This window comes from Achromobacter sp. UBA2119, assembly GCF_002331005.1.
GTDB classification, from domain to species: Bacteria; Pseudomonadota; Gammaproteobacteria; order Burkholderiales; family Burkholderiaceae_B; genus Achromobacter; species Achromobacter animicus.
Window position 1 is genome coordinate 262490 of record NZ_DCYD01000015.1, and the last position, 16046, is coordinate 278535.

Below are 16046 nucleotides of genomic sequence, written 5' to 3' on the forward strand. Positions count from 1 at the left end.
CTTGTTGCTTACCGCGGCTGAAAGCGCGAATGCTGCCGCGCTTTAGAACCGGTACGCCGCTTGCAGCTGGAACGTCTGCCCCGACACGTTGCCGGTGTCGAACAGACGGTCGTAGCTGGCGGTCAGGTCCATCGCCTTGCTGACGGGCAGCGTCAGGCCCAGGCCTGCCGAGAACATGCCGCGCGAAGGCGCCACGCCGGGCAGCGTGAAACCGGTGCCATCGCCCGCCGTTGCGCGGAACGCGCGGTTGGTGTCGAGGGTTTCGTAGGCGTAACCGACGCGGGCTTCGACGAGGGCAGGTTTGTCCGATTTCATGCTGAAGGGCAGGCCCACAGCGAGTTGCGCATACGGCTGCAAGCTGTTGAAGTCTTGAGCGCCGACATCCAGGTTCTGGCTGGTCGGCCCCGTTTCGCTGAAGCGGTCGGTATGCAGGTATTGATAGCGCAGGCCGAGACGCGGCGTGATCGTGACGGGACCCACAGCCAGCGGCAGGCTGGCTTGCAGGCCGGCCGTGATCTCCTGGCCGTCCGAATCGTCCCGCGCTTTGCCCGGGCCGGGGAAGGACCGGCGCGTCTGGAGGAAGTCGTAGGCGGCGCCGACCGTCGCGGCGATGGTGACCGCGCCCACGCGGCGGCTGCCGTAGCCCGCGATGCGCAGGGTGTCGATCTTGCCGGTTGCGGCGTCTTCGGTCACATCGACGTGGCTGTAGCCTCCCGCGACGCCCAGCGTCCATGCGCCAACCTGCTGATCCAGGCCGGCCAGAAAGCCGTAATGGCGATCCTTGTAGCTGGAGGCCTCATCGTTGCCCCGCACGTTCGCGGTATTGGAGACGATCTGGGCCCACGCCTGGCGGCCCGGGCGCGCGCAATTGGCGGCCGTCGCGGCGTCGGCGCAGTCCTGACCCAGTCGCGCGAGCAGCGTGTCGTTCACACGCTGGCCTTCGCGGATGGCGGCCGAGGCGACAGCGCCGAAGATCGAGGCGTTGGTGGGGGCAATGATGACCGGCCCGCCGCCGTCAGTGCCACTGGCGGCCAGGTCGAGGGTGCTGCCGTCGGCCAGGTTCTGCACGCTCTGCGCCAGTTCGGCCGGCGCGTTGCTCGTGACGGAAGCGAACCGCCCCGTGACGTTTGCCGCGTCGACGATGCGGAAGGACGTGGGGCTGTAGGTGCCGGGGCCGTACAGCACGTTCAGCGTGCCGGCCAGGGTGGCGGTGCCGCCCACCTTCAGTTGCGAAGCGGAGGTGGGGCTGACGTCGATGAACAGCGTGCCGGTGGGGGACTGCGTGTAGTTGCCCAGGACCGTCAGCGTGCCGATGGAGCCGCCGGGACGCACGATGCCGTCGTTGGTCACATTGCCGCCGATCGAGCCATGTCCGCGCAGCGTGCCGGCGGTGCCGACGGCAACGTCGCCCAGGATGCTGGCGGTGGGATGGGCGGCATCGCCGATTTCCAGCGTGCCCGCCGACACCGAGGTGCCGCCCGAGTAGGTGTTCACGCCGTTCAGGATCAGCATGCCGCTGCCGGTCTTGGCCAGCGCGCCGGTCCCGGTCAGTCTGGAATCGATGATGGCGGTGGCATTGCCATCGACTTCAATGGCCGAGGAGGCCGCCGCCAACCCGATGTCGTCGCCGGTGACGCGGTAGCCGTCCGTGGAGAACTGCATGCCGTTTACCGCGATTGCACCTTGGCTGCCATCGACCGTCACCGTACCCGCCTTCCCGCCGAACACGGGGCGTACATAGGTCTGGTCGAGCTCGTAGTTGGTGGTGCCGTCGGTCGTGGTCCAGTTTGTGCCGTTCGCCGTCCAGGTGCCGGAGCCGCCGGCAATTGTGCCGTCCGGCACGGTGTTGGCGCCGTCCCAGTAGTGGGTGCTGGGGTCGGGGAGGAGCGTCACGGTCAGCGCGCCGTTCACATTGCTCAGTCGTGCGAGCAGGCCATTGTTGACGGAGACGAAGGCCGTGTTGTTGCCGTAGGTGCTGGAACCTGTCGGACGCACGACGGTATAGGATTGACCGAACGCCAACCCGGTGCCGGCCAGGCTGATCGCGGCGCCGCTGATGGCTGCCGAGCCGTTCACATCCATGTAGCCGTAGCTGCTGGTGTCGACGACTTTGAAGGCCAGTCCACCGCCGGTCTGGGAGTAGTTGCCCGTGACGGTGATGGGATTGTTGATCTGAAGGTTCGCGCCGTAGTTGATGACGGAACGGCCCGCCACGTTGATGTCGTCGTTCAGCAGCAGGTTGCCGCGCCAAAACATCAGGTTTGCGCCCGTCACCGTGATGAGGCCTTTGTCGGCCACGCCCAGGCCGCCGCTCGTGCCGGTGAGGGTGCCGACGACGTTGCCGCTGCCGCCCGCGATGCCGAGGTAGCCGCTGCTGGTGGAGGTCAGGTCGCCCGCGATGAGACCGCTGTTGGTGATCGTACTGATCGAGCTGTTGCCGTCGATCTGGATCGCCGCTCTGCCACCGGTGATGGTGCCGCTATTGTCGAGCAGGTTCACGAAGCTGGAGCGGGAAAGGTAAATGCCGGTACCGATCGTCCCACCCATGGCACTGCCGGGCGCGCCCACGATCAGGCCTGTGTTGGTGATGGCGCCGGCCGTGCTGTTCTCCAGGGAGATGCCTGCGCTGTCGCCCGAGATGGTCCCCGAATTGGTCAGCGCGCCCACCCGGCCGCCTTCCTGCACCAGCACGCCCACCATGCCGGCAATGGTCCCGCTATTTTCCAATGTTTGGATGGTCCCGTTTTCGGTGGCCACTCCAAATCCCTCGAGGACACCGCCCATGTCGGCGCTTTGCAAGGTGCCGGTGTTGGTCAGGTTGCCGATCGTTCCGCCATCGTTCCAGATGGCTGCAATCGTCCCGCCGGAGGAACTGTTGCTGTTGATCATCCCGGCATTGCTGATCGTGGCGATGCTGCCTTCATTGAAAATGCCGGCACGTGCGCCGGCGATGGAGCCGCCCGTATTGTTGACCACGCTGGTGATGCTTCCGGACCCTGTATTCCGAATGCCGGCCACGGTGACGCCCGTTCCGTTGGACCTGATCAAGCCATTGGTTTGCACCTGAGCCAGAACGCCGTCGTTCTGCAGGCCCGCCAGTGCGCCATCGATGGTGCCGGAGTTCGCCAGTGAGGCGCCAGGGGCGGCGATGGCGGCGTGCAAACCGATGTTTTCGCCGGAAAGGCGTCCATTGCCGGTGATCGTAATGTTGCCTAGCGTCCAATCGTTGCAATTGACGGGGCCTGTGACGGTCGAGTTGCTCGCGTCGTTAAGCGCGACGCACGGCGCGGCATGGACCATGCCGGGAAGCAGGCTGGCGGCCACGAGGGAAACACCCGATAGAATTTGCGTCGACCGGGCAGGGATCGCCGTCCAGCCGGCCCGCGCGGATGCCATGTGAATGGAGTTGATACGTTTTTTTTGGTGTTTCAGCTTCAAGGCAGGCTCCCGGCTGGGGCGATGTCATGGGATATCTGGCGGCAACCGGAGAAGCAGGGGAATCCACGCGGTAGGCGGCAGTGTGGGGTCGGACTGGCGGCCGTTCTGTGGGCGCACGATCTCACCCCGCACATTACCGGCGAAGGCTCATCTTCAAAACGCGCAATAAGGGCGAAATACAGGCCTAAACTTCGCTTGGCGCGGTCCGCGCTCCGGCCCGGCCAGCGACTGAACCCTGCGGGTCAGGCCTCGGACCCCGGAAAGCGCTTTGCCAGCGCCTGCCCGACGTCGTGCAGGACCGTCTTCCAATCGCCCGGAGCGGGCTGGCGGAACAGGCGCAGCGACGGATACCAAGGTGTGTCGGACCGATGCAACAACCAGCGCCAGTCGGGCAGGAAGGGGAGCATCACCCAGGCGGGGCGATTGAGCCCGCCCGCCAGATGCACCGGCGAGGAGTCCACGGAGATGAGCAGGTCGGCCAGGGACAGGATGGCTGCCGTGTCCTCGAAATCGGCGATCTCCGCGTCCAGCGGCACGAGGTTCATGCCGGGCGGCGCCTCGGCCGCCTGTGCAGCCGCCGGCCCCTTCTGGATGGCCAGATACGTAATGCCGGGCACGGCCAGCGGCGCCAAGTCCGCCAAGGCAAGAGACCGGTTGGCATCGTTCGAATGCGTGGGCCTGCCTGCCCAGGCCAGCGCCACCCAAGGGCGCGGCAAGCCGGCCAGCCGCTGCCGCCATTTCTCCACGCGGTCCGCGTCGGCCGACAGGTAGCCAACCTGGCACGGCAGGTCGGTCATGCGCAGGCCGATCGCCATGGGCAGGGACATCAGTTCGCAGTGCTGGTCGAATGGCGGGGGGATCTGGCCGCGCGGGAAGGCGTCCTCGCCGACGAGGCGCCGGGCGAAGGGCAGCAGGTCGGCATGGACTTCCAGCACGACACGCGCGCCGCTGCGGGTCCGGGCCGCGTCGATCAGTCGCATGAATTGCAGCGTGTCGCCATAGCCCTGTTCGTCATGAATGAGCAGCGTCTGACCCGCGATGCGGCTGCCGTCCCAGCGCGGCCGCTGCACCTTGCGGTCCATGGCGGCGGTATGGGAAAGGCTGTAGCGCCAACGGTATTCCGGCCAGCCGCGGTCGAAATCCCCTTGCAGCAAGAGCGTTTCAGCCAGGTCGAAGCGAGCGGACAGGTCGCCCGGCATGGCTGTGGCGAGCATCGTCTGAATGTCAACGGCTTCCTGCACGCGCCCTTGAAATTTCACCGTCAGGCCGAGAAGCCGCCATAGTGCGGCGGGCGCGCCGCGGGGGTCCATGTTCTCGCGCAGCAGACGCTCGGCTTCGGCGTGCTGTCGCTCAGTCAGCAGCGCGCGGACGCGGTGAGCCAAGTCGTCCACGTCTTGCGCCTGCGCTGCGGCTGGGGCGGTTGTTGCGGCCGGGAGCGCCCCGGCGGACGCCGCGTCTGTTGAAGCCGCCGGTGCTTCGGCTGTTGCAGCCTGCGCGCCGCATGCCGTCCGCAGGCGCGTGCGAAGTTCGAGCGCCTGCGGGTGGGTTGGCGCGAAGGTCAACAGCGCCTCGGTCCACTGCAGCGCTTCGCGAGGACGCGACCGCGCCGCTTCGATGCCCGCGAGATTGATGTAGGCGTTTATCAGGCGCGGGTTGCACGCGATGGCGCGATGCGCCGCGTCTGCCGCCGCATCGTAGTCACCCAGTTCACCCAGCACGAAGGCGAGGTTGCTGTGTCCTTCGGCGTAGTCGCTCCGCAAGGTGAGCGCCTGGACGTACAACCGGCGCGCCTCGTCCAGGCGATTCACGCCCACGTACGCATTGCCGAGGTTGTTGAGCGCTTCCGGGCTGTGCGGCTGAAGTTCCACCACCCGCTCAAGACAATTGACGCTTTCGGCCGAGCGGCCCTCTTCCTGCAGAATGATCCCCAGGTTGTTCCACGCCATGACCAAGCCGGGGTCACGTTTCGTGGCTTCGCGCGCGGCGGCCTCGCCCTCCGCGAGCAGGCCCTGCTGACGGCAGACTTCGGCCAGGTTGCCAAAGTAGACCGCGGGCGCGGCGTCTGCCCGGCATGCCTGTTTGAGCAGTTCAAGCGCCAGTGCCGGCTGGCCATGCGTATGCGCGATCAGGCCCAGCAGATGGGAGGCTTCCGCCTGTCCCGGCGACGCGGCCAGAATGCGCCGGCACAGGATTTCTGCCTGGGCCGCCTGCCCGGCGCTCCAGTGGGCGTGAGCCTGTCGCAGGGCTTCGGGCAGGGAAAGCAGCTCGCCGGTCGTCGGCGCGGGCGGTGCGGGCTTGGGGGGCATGGTGAGGCCGGCGGCGGCCGCTCAGGGCGGCCTGAAGGGAAACGTGAAGCGCAGATTCTAGTGCCTTCGGGCGGGGTTGCCATCTACGCGCCGCGGCGTATCGTGACCCGCAAGCCCGGGCCGAAGTCGCTTTCCGCATCGCGCATGGCAAAGGCAATGCGCATCCCGTGCGCGTGCGCGATGCGGCGGGCGATGGAGACGCCCAAGCCGCTGCCGGCTTCCTCGTTGCCGGCGGCGCGCAGAAACCGGTCGCCCAGCCGCGGCAACACTTCGGGCGCGACGCCCGGCCCCTGGTCGTCGATCGAGATCTCCGAGGGAGAAAAGGCCAGGCCGGATTACCTGGTGTACCGGAACCGCAAGTCGGAGGCGGTTCCTTATCTGGAAAAGGCGTTGAAAGCGCCGCCCCGGCCCGGTCGCGAAGTGGCTGACGAGGGCCGGCGGGAGGAAGTGCGCACGCTGCTGAAGGCGGCCCGCTGAGTCGGTACTGATACGGCACCGTGACGACGATTTCGATCTGCTACTGCATCTTTGCGTTTGAACTTGCGGAGGTGGAGCCTGACGCCGGTGCGCTCAGACGACAGCCGGCGCCCGGCAGGACTTCCCGCGGATCACATCAGTCCATCTTCAACCCCGCGGCTTTGGCGACCGTTGCCCATTTCTGAACCTCGCCGGTAATGAACGCGGTGAAATCCTGCGGGCTGCGCAAGGTGACGGCGTTGCCGGTGGCCTTCAGCGGCTTGACCACTTCCGGGTCGGTCAATGCGGCCCGGGTGGCCTGCGCCAGCCGGTCGCGTATGGCATCCGGCAGGCCGGCCGGCGCGGACAGCCCCGTCCACGACACGGCGTCGAAATCCGGAAAGCCGGATTCGGCGACGGTTGGCAGATCGGGAAAGAGCAGGCTTCTTGAGGCGCCGGTCGAGGCCAGCACGCGCAGCTTGCCTGCGCGGACATGCGGCTCCAGGGTGTCAGCGACCATGACCAGGATGGGAACCTGCCCGCCGATGACATCGGTCACCGCCTGCGAGGCGCCCTTGTAGGGGATGTGTTGCACCTTCAGGTCGGCCCGTTGTTTCAGGAGTTCGAAGGCAAGGTTGCCGGAAGATCCGGCGCCCGGGCTGGCGTAGTTGTATTTGTCCGGCGATTGGCGAAGCAAGCTAGCCAGTTCCGCGAGCGTCTTGGCCGGAAACTCGGGGTTCACGGCAATGACGTTCGGACTGGAGGTAATGCTGCTGATGTGGGTGAAGTCCTTGAGCGGGTCGTACGGCATGAACGCGTACAGGGCAGCGTTGGCCGCGTGGGTACCCACGCCGGACATCAGCAGGGTATAGCCGTCCGGTTTGGCGCGGGCGACAAATGCCGAACCGATATTGCCGCTGGCGCCCGCACGGTTTTCCACGATGACCGACTGGCCGAGCTGCGTGGACAGCGCGCGAGCCAGGATCCGCCCCGTGACGTCGGTGGTGCCGCCTGGTGGAAACGGCACGATCAGCGTGATCGGCTGGCTGGGCCACGCGTCGGCGGCATGTACGGGGGCCGCGAATGCGGCTGGCAGGGCCAGCGCCGCAAGCATTGCGCAAAAGCGGCGGCGCGACAGCCGTGCGCGGTTGCCATTGAGGTTGTGCATGTTGTCTCCTGTTCTGGTTTTGATTGGGGGCGTGCAGGCGGCGCGTCAGGGTTCGATGCGCCAGTGCCGCACCGTCCAAGGTTCGAACTGTTCCGGCGTGAAGTCCATGCCGAGGCCAGGACCGTCGTGGGCGTCGCTGCCGGCGATCACCGTAGATATGCTGGCGTCGGAACGGTTCATCGGCCACAGCCGGCACCTTCCGGTCGGCGCGCTGACGGCGCAGGTGCTGGAGGAGGCTGGCCTGTCTTGCCGCCCCGCGATTGAAGTGATGCAGTTCTCCGCGGCGTGCGCGCTGACGGATGCAGGGTGCGGTCCGGCGGTGCTGGAGAGCGTGACGGGGGAATATGCCCGTCGCCTGGGTTTGGTCCCGGTTCCCCTGAATGCAGGAAGAACGCTTTCGCTCAGCCTGGTATGGCCGCAGGGAAAAGGCATGAGCGGCGGCGCGCGATTCGTCAAGCATGCGCTGTCGCAAGCGCTGTCGGTGGCATAAGTCCTAAACGCAATCTCAAGGAGACTTACGTGCTGGGTTCTGAACTGATCATTCGCTCGCTGCGCCGACGGGGCGTCACCACCATCTTCAGCCTGTCCGGCAATCAGATCATGCCGCTCTACGACGCGTGCATCGACGCCGGCATTCGCATCGTCCACGTGCGGCACGAAGCGGCCGCCGTCTTCATGGCCGATGCGTGGTCGCAGGTCACGGGCGAGCTCGGCGTGGCGATGGTTACGGCGGCGCCGGGCCTGACCAATGGCCTCGCGCCGCTGTACTCGGCCTTACAGGCGGAAAGCCCGGTTCTGCTTATCTCGGGCGATTCGTCGGTGTCGGAGGACGGCTCGGGTGCGTTCCAGGAGCTGGACCAGGTCGCCATCACGCGGCCGTTGACCAAGTTGTCGGTGCGTCCGCAGTCCGCGGCAGAACTTTGCCCCGCGCTTGAAGATGCCATGACGCAGGCGCTTGCGCCTCGTCGCGGCCCTGTCCACGTGGCGCTTCCGTTTGATCTGCTGACGGCCGAATCGGGCATCGCGGATCTGCCCGAGGCGCCCGCAGATCGGCTGGCTGTCGCGCCGGATGCGGCGCATGTGGGTCAATTGGCTGAACTGTTGAATGCCGCCCGCCGCCCGCTGGTATTGGCGGGACCGACAAGCGCGCGATCGCACGGCCGTTCCGCCCGCGCGGCTGCGCAAGCCACGCTTGGCCTGCGCATCATTCCGATGGAAAGCCCGCGCGGGCTGAAGGATCCTTCGCTGGGCGCGTTGGCCGGCATCATGCCAAGCGCGGATCTGATCGTTCTGGCGGGAAAGTGCCTGGACTTCACGCTGGGATTCGGCGGCACGGGCGCGCTTGGCGACAATGCACGCGTCGCGGTGATCGACCCGGATCCCGCCATGCTGGAACGCGCGGGCCGTCTTCTCGGCGAGCGTCTGGTGTTGGCGTTGCAAGCCGACCCGGTTGCGGCGCTAGCCGCGATACGGGCGGCGCAAGCTTCGGCTGAACGTCTGGCGTGGCAAAAACAGGTGGATGACGCGCTGCGCAGCCGGACGATCAAGGCGCCGTCCGCGCCTGTCGAGGGCGCGCTGGGCCCGCGCGCGCTGTGCGAGACCGTGCAGGCATTCCTGACGTCCGCGCCGGATCCGATCCTGATCTGCGACGGCGGCGAGTTCGGCCAGTGGGCGCAGGCATTCTGCCAGGCGCCGGTACGCATCATCAACGGCATGTCCGGCGCGATCGGGGCAGGTGTCTGCTACGCGATCGCCGCGAAGATCGCACGGCCCGAAGCCACGGTGGTCGTCATGATGGGCGACGGCACCGCCGGGTTTCATTTGATGGAGCTGGATACGGCGGTGCGCGAAGGCGCGGCGGTCATTGCGGTGATCGGCAACGACCTGCGCTGGAACGCCGAACATCTGATCCAGATGCGTACCTATGGTCCGCAGCGGCTGATCGGCTGCGAGCTTTCACCGACCGCGCGGTATCACGACGTGGCGACTGCGCTGGGCGGCGCGGGGTTTGCGGCACACGACGTGGATAGTCTGGCCTACGCGCTGAAAGGAGCCGCCGACAGCGGTCTGCCAGCTTGCATCAATGTATCGCTGGCTGGCGAGGCCGCGCCGGCTTTCAACGCTGGATTGATGGCGTCGACGAGCGGACATTGAGCGGGGAGCTGGTCAGTGTCCGCGAAAATCGCGCGCTCTGGGTGCCTGGCGGACCAGCACATCTTGCCAGCGAAGGCGGGCGCTATGCCGACGCCCGCCGCGGCAGCCACCGCCAAAACACCCCCGCCGCCACCAGCCCCAACGTTCCCACGCCAAACGACGCGCCACCCAGCGACAACAAGGCCGTCAGCGCCGACAGCGCCACCGGCCCGCCGCTCGCACCCAGATCGGCCATGAAACGCCAGATGCCCAGAAACTGCGTGCGCGCGCCGGGCGGCGCGGCATCCGCGCCCAGCGTCATCACGATGCCGGACCCGATGCCGTTGCCAAAGCCCAGTAGCAGCGACACCAGGATGAAGCTCGTCACGCCGCCTGTCAGCGGGATCGCCATCAAGCTCAAGCCCATCAGCAGCGTGCACGGCAGCGCCACCCACAACCGGCCACGCTGATCCATCACCTTGCCCGCGGGATAGAACACCGACATGTCGACCGCCGCGACCAGGCCGTAAACGAGCGACGTGGTGGTGGCGTCCAGCCCAAGATGGTCTGCCCACAGCGGTATCACCACCTGGCGCGACGCGCGCAGCGCGCTGATCAGCATCACGCCGACGCCCAGCGTGGCGTACACGCCGCGATGGTCGCGCGCGACTTCGCCGATGCGTGCGCGCGGCGCGCCTGCGGCCTTGGCGTGCGAGGGTTCGATGTCGGGCGCCTTGATGGCGATGAAGCCCGCGCCGAGCATGGCGCAGACGGCAATCCAGTACGCGCCGTCCAGCCCCATGAAGTGAATCAGCGCCGCGCCCGCGAAGGGGCCGATGAAGGTGCCGATGCGGGTTGTGCCGCCCAGCGTGGACAGGGCGCGCGCACGGTACGTCAACGGCACGACCTCGATCATGTAGCTTTGGCGCGCCAGCTGGAACACCGATTGCGCGCAGCCCTGCATCAGCATGGCCAGCGCCAGCACCCAGAGATGCGGCACGCCGATCACCAGCAGCAGACCAGCCACGCTCAACAGCGCGGCGCCGGCCATCGCGCGCTTTTCGCCGAAGCGTTCAGTGATCAGCGCGGACGGAATGTTGGAGAGCAGCGAGCCGACGCCGATGAGCGCGGCGATGAGACCGGCGGCCGCAAACGACGCGCCTTGTTCCCGCGCGGTGAGCGCGATCACGGGAAGGATGGCGCCGTTGCTGATGCCATATAGCAGCGACGGGCCGAACGCCGGCACGGCGATCTGCTTCAGATTGAACGATTCGGGATGCGACATGAGGGGAGGACGTGAGCACGGCCGCTTGCCGTCCGCCTCGCGTTTGCGCGTGGGCCGGCCCGGCGGTCATCGATGCGGAATCCCGTGAGTGTAGCGAAAGCGCTCGGCGCCCGGCTGTCAGCAGCCTGGCAGCGCATTCGCGATGGCGCCGCGATCCCGCGCGAGGGGAAGCGAAGGTCGGCGTGTACGCGATCTCCGGGTTTCTCCCTATTTGCATACGTATGCAAGGATTTGAAAGTGCCCTCCATCGATGAACTTTCAACGCTTGCAGGACCCGAGACCATGATCCGTTATCTGAAGCGCGGCCGGACCGCCGCCGTCAAGACCGACGACGACGCCAAGGTGCGCGCCACCGTCGAAGACATCATTCGCGACATCGAAACCCGTGGCGACGACGCCGTGCGCGATTACAGCCGCAAGTTCGACAACTGGGACCCGGCGGACTTCCGGCTGTCACGCGCCGAGATCGAGGCGGCGCGCAAGCAGTTGTCGGCGCGCGAGATCGAGGACATCGCTTTTGCCCAGAGCCAGGTCCGCAACTTTGCGCAGATCCAGCGCGACTCGATGCGCGACGTGGAAGTGGAGACTTATCCCGGCGTGGTCCTGGGCCACAAGCACGTGCCGATGAACGCGGTGGGCTGCTACATCCCGGGCGGCAAGTATCCGCTGCTGGCCTCGGCGCACATGAGCGTCCTGACCGCCAAGGTGGCGGGCGTGAAGCGCATCGTGTCCACGGCGCCGCCGTATCAGGGCAAGCCGCATCCGGCCATCGTGACCGCGATGGACATGGCGGGCGCCGACGAGATCCTGGTGCTGGGCGGCGTGCAGGCCGTGGTGGCGATGGCGGTGGGCACGCCCAGCGTGGCGCCGGTGGACATGCTGGTCGGCCCGGGCAACATGTTCGTGGCGGAGGCCAAGCGGCAGTTGTATGGCCGGGTGGGCATCGACCTGTTTGCGGGACCGACCGAGACGCTGGTGATCGCCGACGACAGCGTGGATGGCGAGCTGTGCGCCGTCGACCTGCTGGGCCAGGCGGAACACGGCCCCACGTCCCCCGCGGTGCTGCTGACCACCAGCGAACAACTGGCGCGCGACACGCTGGCCGAAGTCGAGCGCCAGCTTTCGATACTGCCGACGGCCGGCATCGCGGCCAAGGCGTGGGCCGATTGCGGCGAGGTCATCGTCTGCGACAGCGACGAGGAAATGCTGCAGGTGGCCGATGAACTGGCGTTCGAGCACGTGCAGGTCATGACGCGCGATCCCGATTACTTCCTGAACCGGATGACGAACTACGGCGCGCTGTTTCTGGGACCGCGCACCAACGTCAGCTTTGGCGACAAGGTGATCGGCACCAACCACACGCTGCCGACGAACCGCAACGCCCGCTACACCGGCGGCCTGTGGGTGGGCAAGTTCCTCAAGACCTGCACCTATCAGCGCGTGCTGACGGACGAGGCCAGCGCGGCGATGGGCGAGTATTGCTCGCGCCTGTGCCACATGGAGAATTTTGCGGGCCACGGCGAACAGGCCAACATCCGCGTGCGCCGCTATGGCAATCGCCCCGACCTGCCGTGGTATCGGCCGGTGGAGGCCCAGGCATGATTGCGCTGCCCAAAGGACCGGACTTCCGCCTGGACGGACGCCGCGCCCTGGTGACGGGCGGCAGCGGCGGCATCGGACTGGCGGCGGCCGCCGCGCTGGGCCGCGCGGGCGCGCATGTGACGGTGGCGGCCCGGCGCGAGCCGGAACTGGCGCAAGTGTGCGAAGCCTTGCGGGCCGAAGGCATCGGATGTGCGCCGCTGGTGCTGGACGTGACGGATTCCGCCGCCGTGGATCAGGCGGTCGCGCGCGCCGAGCCCTTTGACATCCTGGTCAACAACGCGGGCATGAATCGTCCCAGGCCGCTCGTCGAGCAGTCCGACGAGGACATCGACGCCGTGCTGGACCTGAACGTGAAGGCGGCTTTCTATACCAGCCGGGCCGTGGCACGCCGCCTGCTGCAGGAAGGCCGTGCAGGGTCCATCGTGAATGTGTCGTCACAGATGGGGCACGTGGGCAGTCCGCGGCGCACGCTGTATTGCGCCAGCAAGCACGCGCTGGAAGGCATGACGCGTGCCTTGGCGTGGGAGTTGGGCGCGGCCAACATCCGCGTGAACACCGTGTGCCCGACCTTCATCGAAACGCCCATGACGGCGGGCATGCTGGAGCAGCCCGGCTTCCGGGAGTGGGTCTGCGCGCGCAACGCGCTGGGCCGCGTCGGCCGTCTGGACGAAATGATGGGCGCCATCGTGTTCCTGGCCAGCGACGCGTCCAGTCTGATGACGGGCAGCGCGCTGATGCTGGACGCAGGATGGACCGCGGCATGAGGACCGCGCCCCGCGCGCAGGACGTGGCGGATCTGGCGCAAGTGTCGCAGTCCGCCGTCAGCCGCACGTTCACGCCCGGCGCCAGCGTGTCCGAAGAGACACGTCGCAAGGTGCTGGCGGCCGCCCAGAAACTGGGCTATCGGCCCAACGCGCTGGCACGCAGCCTGATCACCCGCCGCAGCCGCATCGTCGCATTGGTGATGAGCTATCTGGAAAACCAGTTTTATCCGCTGGTGATCGAGCGGCTGTCGCAAAAGCTGCAGAAAGAGGGCTATCACGTGCTGATGTTCATCGCCGAGGTGGACGAGGCGGCCGACGGCGTGCTGGCCGAGATCCTGCAATACCAGGTCGACGGCATCGTCATGGCCTCCGCCATGCTGTCGTCCAACGTGGCGCGCAGTTGCGCAGAAGTCGGCGTGCCGGTGGTGCAGTTCAATCGGGTGTCCATCCTGGGCGGCCTGGCACGTCACGCCAGCAGCTCGGTCACGTCCGACAACTATGCGGGCGGCCAACTGGTGGCGCGACTGCTGGTGGACCGCGGCTACCGGCGCTTTGGATTTCTGGCGGGGCTGGAGGATTCGTCGACCAGCATCGAACGCGAACGGGGCTATCGGGACGCGTTGACCGAACTCGGCCACGACATCGCCTGCCGCGAAGTGGGCCACTACGACTTCGATCTGGCGCAGGCTGCGGTTCGCCGAATGTTTGCCGCCGACCCGCCGGACGCGCTGTTTGCCGGCAACGACCACATGGCGATTGCGGCGCTTGACGTGCTGCGTCAGGAACTGGGCCTGCGCGTGCCGGAGGACGTGGCCGTCGTGGGCTTTGACGACGTGCCGCAGGCTGCCTGGGGCGCGTATCGCCTGACCACCGTGCGTCAGCAGGTCGAACCCATGGTGGACGCCACCGTCGCCCTGCTGCGCGAACAGATGCAGGCCGAGCTGCGGCCGCGCGACATCGTCATTCCCTGCTGCCTGGTTGAACGCGCGACGGTCCGGGCGGGGCCCTGAAGATTCGCTATTCCCCTTTTTCCGGCACTACCCCATGAAAGCGCGCACAGACCGCGCTCATCGACTCCAGGAGACAAACGCATGCGCAGCATTTTTGTACGCACCCTGACCGCCGTCGCGGCCATCGGGTTGACCGCCGGCTTGGCCCACGCCCAGGGCGGCGAGCCCGCCTGGCCGACCAAGAACATCCGATACATCGTGCCGTTCTCGCCGGGCGGCGTGTCCGACGGCGTCGCGCGCCTGATGGCCGAGCAGTTGAGCGCTCGTCTCGGGCAGTCGGTCATCGTCGAGAACAAGCCGGGCGTTTCCGGCATTGTGGGCACACAACAGGTGGCGCGCGCCGAGCCCGATGGCTACACCATCGTGGGCGGCACCATCACCACGCATGCCGTCAATCCGTTCTTCATCAAGTCGCTGGGCTATGACCCGGTCAAGGACTTCACGCCCGTCAGCTTGGTGGGCATGGTCAGCAACGCATTGGTGGTGCGGGCAGACAGCCCGTTCAACACGGTGCAACAGGTGATCGACGCCGCCCGCGCTGATCCGGACGGGCTGACGTACGGCACGGCCGGCGCGGGCACGTCGCAGCATCTGTCGGGGCAGCTCTTTCAATCGATTTCGGATACGCGCCTGCGCCAGATCGTCTACAAAGGCGGATCGCAGTCGATGGTGGACCTGATCGGCGGACAGATCGACATGGTGTTTGAAACGGTCGCGGCCGCGCGTCCGATGATTGATGCCAAGCGGGTGAAAGTGCTGGGCGTTACATCGGCCGCGCCGCTGGCGGATCTGCCGGGTGTCAAGCCGCTGGCCGACCTGGGGTTGCCGGGCTTTGCGATGCAGTCGTGGCAAGGCATCTTTGCGCCGGCGGGCACGCCCGCGCCGGTGGTGGAGCGCCTGGGACGCGAGATTGCGGCCATCGTCAACACCCCCGACGTGTGCGCCAAGCTGCTGACGCTGGGCGTGGCGCCCGACGGCCGCGGCTCGGCGGAGTTTTCGCAGTTCCAACGCAGCGAAATCGAAAAGTGGGGCAAGGTGATCAAGGACGCCGGCATCCAGGCCGACTGACCCCGCCCCGACACAGGAGACTTGCATGACCGATCCCCGCTTCCCGCTGGACGGCCGTCTGCCGGACATGCTGCGCACTGGCAAGCCGCTGCGCGGCCTGTTCAACGGATTGCCCAGCCCGGCCATCGTCGAGATGTGTGCGTATGCCGGCTTCGATTTCATCATCCTTGACAACGAGCACGGCAGTGCCGATTTCGGCATGACCGAGCACATGCTGCGCGCCGCACGCGCCACGGGCATCGTGCCCATCGTCCGCTGCTTCGAGCAGGACCTGCCGCGCATCCTGGACATGGGCGCAAGCGCCGTGCAGGTGCCCATGGTGGAAAGCGCCGAGCAGGCGCGGCGCCTCGCCGGCATGATCCACTATCCGCCAGTGGGCCGCCGCGGCAGCGCCTTCAGCACACGCGCCGCGGGTTACGGGGCATTCGGCGGCGCCGGGCACACGCAGCGCAGCAATGACGGCATCGGCTTCATCGCCATGATCGAAACGCCCGAGGCCATTGCGGCGGCGGGCGAGATTGCGGCCGTGGACGGCGTGGATGCAGTGTTCATCGGCCCCAACGATCTGGCGCACGCAATGGGCCACGGCAGCGACTGGAATGCCGAACCCGTGCAACGCGCCATCGAGGCCGGGCTGCGCGCGATCGCCGGGGCAGGCAAGTGCTCAGGGATCATCGCGCTGACGCCGCAGGACGAGGAAAAGTACGGGGCCATGGGCGCGCGCTATTTCGCCAACGTGTCGACCAGCATCATCACGCGCGCGCTGGCGCAGGCGGCCTCGGCCGGACGCGAGGCGAAGCCGCCCGCCTATTGACG

13 protein-coding genes are annotated in these 16046 nt (G+C 67.2%); 8 read left to right on the forward strand and 5 right to left on the reverse strand.

The window, feature by feature from the left end; all coding sequences use genetic code 11:
- Nucleotides 1-42 precede the first annotated feature (42 nt).
- From B3098_RS15655 to B3098_RS15665, 3 genes are all read right to left on the reverse strand, one after another.
- On the reverse strand, nucleotides 43-3324 hold the full coding sequence (locus tag B3098_RS15655) for an autotransporter outer membrane beta-barrel domain-containing protein (protein ID WP_286897578.1): 3282 nt from the start codon (nucleotides 3322-3324) through the stop codon (nucleotides 43-45).
- A 356-nt stretch (nucleotides 3325-3680) separates the two neighbouring features.
- Nucleotides 3681-5744, reverse strand: a complete 2064-nt coding sequence (locus B3098_RS29155; protein ID WP_286897579.1) for a tetratricopeptide repeat protein — start codon at nucleotides 5742-5744, stop codon at nucleotides 3681-3683.
- A gap of 83 nt (nucleotides 5745-5827) precedes the next feature.
- Nucleotides 5828-6013: a hypothetical protein gene (locus B3098_RS15665; RefSeq protein ID WP_414631284.1), complete on the reverse strand. Its 186-nt coding sequence runs from the start codon at nucleotides 6011-6013 to the stop codon at nucleotides 5828-5830.
- Between the two features lie 73 nt (nucleotides 6014-6086).
- Between B3098_RS15665 and B3098_RS29160 the strand changes: the two genes are divergently transcribed.
- The gene (locus tag B3098_RS29160; protein ID WP_313065275.1) at nucleotides 6087-6221 is read left to right on the forward strand and encodes a hypothetical protein; all 135 of its coding nucleotides are present in this window, start codon (nucleotides 6087-6089) and stop codon (nucleotides 6219-6221) included.
- A gap of 136 nt (nucleotides 6222-6357) precedes the next feature.
- Here the strand turns inward: B3098_RS29160 and B3098_RS15670 are convergent, their stop codons facing one another.
- Nucleotides 6358-7368 carry a Bug family tripartite tricarboxylate transporter substrate binding protein gene (locus B3098_RS15670; RefSeq protein ID WP_286897580.1) on the reverse strand — a complete coding sequence of 337 codons (1011 nt, stop codon included), beginning with the start codon at nucleotides 7366-7368 and terminating at the stop codon, nucleotides 6358-6360.
- Between B3098_RS15670 and B3098_RS15675 the strand changes: the two genes are divergently transcribed.
- Both B3098_RS15675 and B3098_RS15680 read left to right on the forward strand, forming a co-directional pair.
- The gene (locus B3098_RS15675; protein WP_286897581.1) at nucleotides 7367-7858 is read left to right on the forward strand and encodes a LysR substrate-binding domain-containing protein; all 492 of its coding nucleotides are present in this window, start codon (nucleotides 7367-7369) and stop codon (nucleotides 7856-7858) included. The genes B3098_RS15670 and B3098_RS15675 overlap by 2 nt on opposite strands.
- A 29-nt stretch (nucleotides 7859-7887) precedes the next feature.
- Nucleotides 7888-9522 carry a thiamine pyrophosphate-binding protein gene (locus tag B3098_RS15680; protein WP_286897583.1) on the forward strand — a complete coding sequence of 545 codons (1635 nt, stop codon included), beginning with the start codon at nucleotides 7888-7890 and terminating at the stop codon, nucleotides 9520-9522.
- Between the two features lie 82 nt (nucleotides 9523-9604).
- On the opposite strand, the gene B3098_RS15685 is transcribed toward B3098_RS15680, so the two are convergent.
- Complete coding sequence (locus B3098_RS15685; RefSeq protein WP_175122647.1) at nucleotides 9605-10786, reverse strand: MFS transporter; 1182 nt, start codon at nucleotides 10784-10786, stop codon at nucleotides 9605-9607.
- Between the two features lie 282 nt (nucleotides 10787-11068).
- Here B3098_RS15685 and hisD point away from each other — a divergent pair, with 282 nt between their 5' ends.
- From hisD to B3098_RS15710, 5 genes are all read left to right on the forward strand, one after another.
- Entirely contained in the window at nucleotides 11069-12388 is a 1320-nt protein-coding gene (gene hisD, locus B3098_RS15690) for a histidinol dehydrogenase (RefSeq protein WP_286897586.1), read from the forward strand.
- A complete protein-coding gene (locus tag B3098_RS15695; protein WP_286897588.1) occupies nucleotides 12385-13152 on the forward strand; it encodes an SDR family NAD(P)-dependent oxidoreductase in 768 nt (255 codons plus the stop codon). The genes hisD and B3098_RS15695 overlap by 4 nt, the downstream gene beginning before the upstream one ends.
- Entirely contained in the window at nucleotides 13149-14162 is a 1014-nt protein-coding gene (locus B3098_RS15700) for a LacI family DNA-binding transcriptional regulator (RefSeq protein WP_286897590.1), read from the forward strand. The genes B3098_RS15695 and B3098_RS15700 overlap by 4 nt, the downstream gene beginning before the upstream one ends.
- 81 nt (nucleotides 14163-14243) lie before the next feature.
- On the forward strand, nucleotides 14244-15230 hold the full coding sequence (locus tag B3098_RS15705) for a Bug family tripartite tricarboxylate transporter substrate binding protein (RefSeq protein ID WP_286897592.1): 987 nt from the start codon (nucleotides 14244-14246) through the stop codon (nucleotides 15228-15230).
- Nucleotides 15231-15255: 25 nt separating this feature from the next.
- A complete protein-coding gene (locus B3098_RS15710; RefSeq protein WP_286897594.1) occupies nucleotides 15256-16044 on the forward strand; it encodes an HpcH/HpaI aldolase family protein in 789 nt (262 codons plus the stop codon).
- Nucleotides 16045-16046 lie beyond the last annotated feature (2 nt).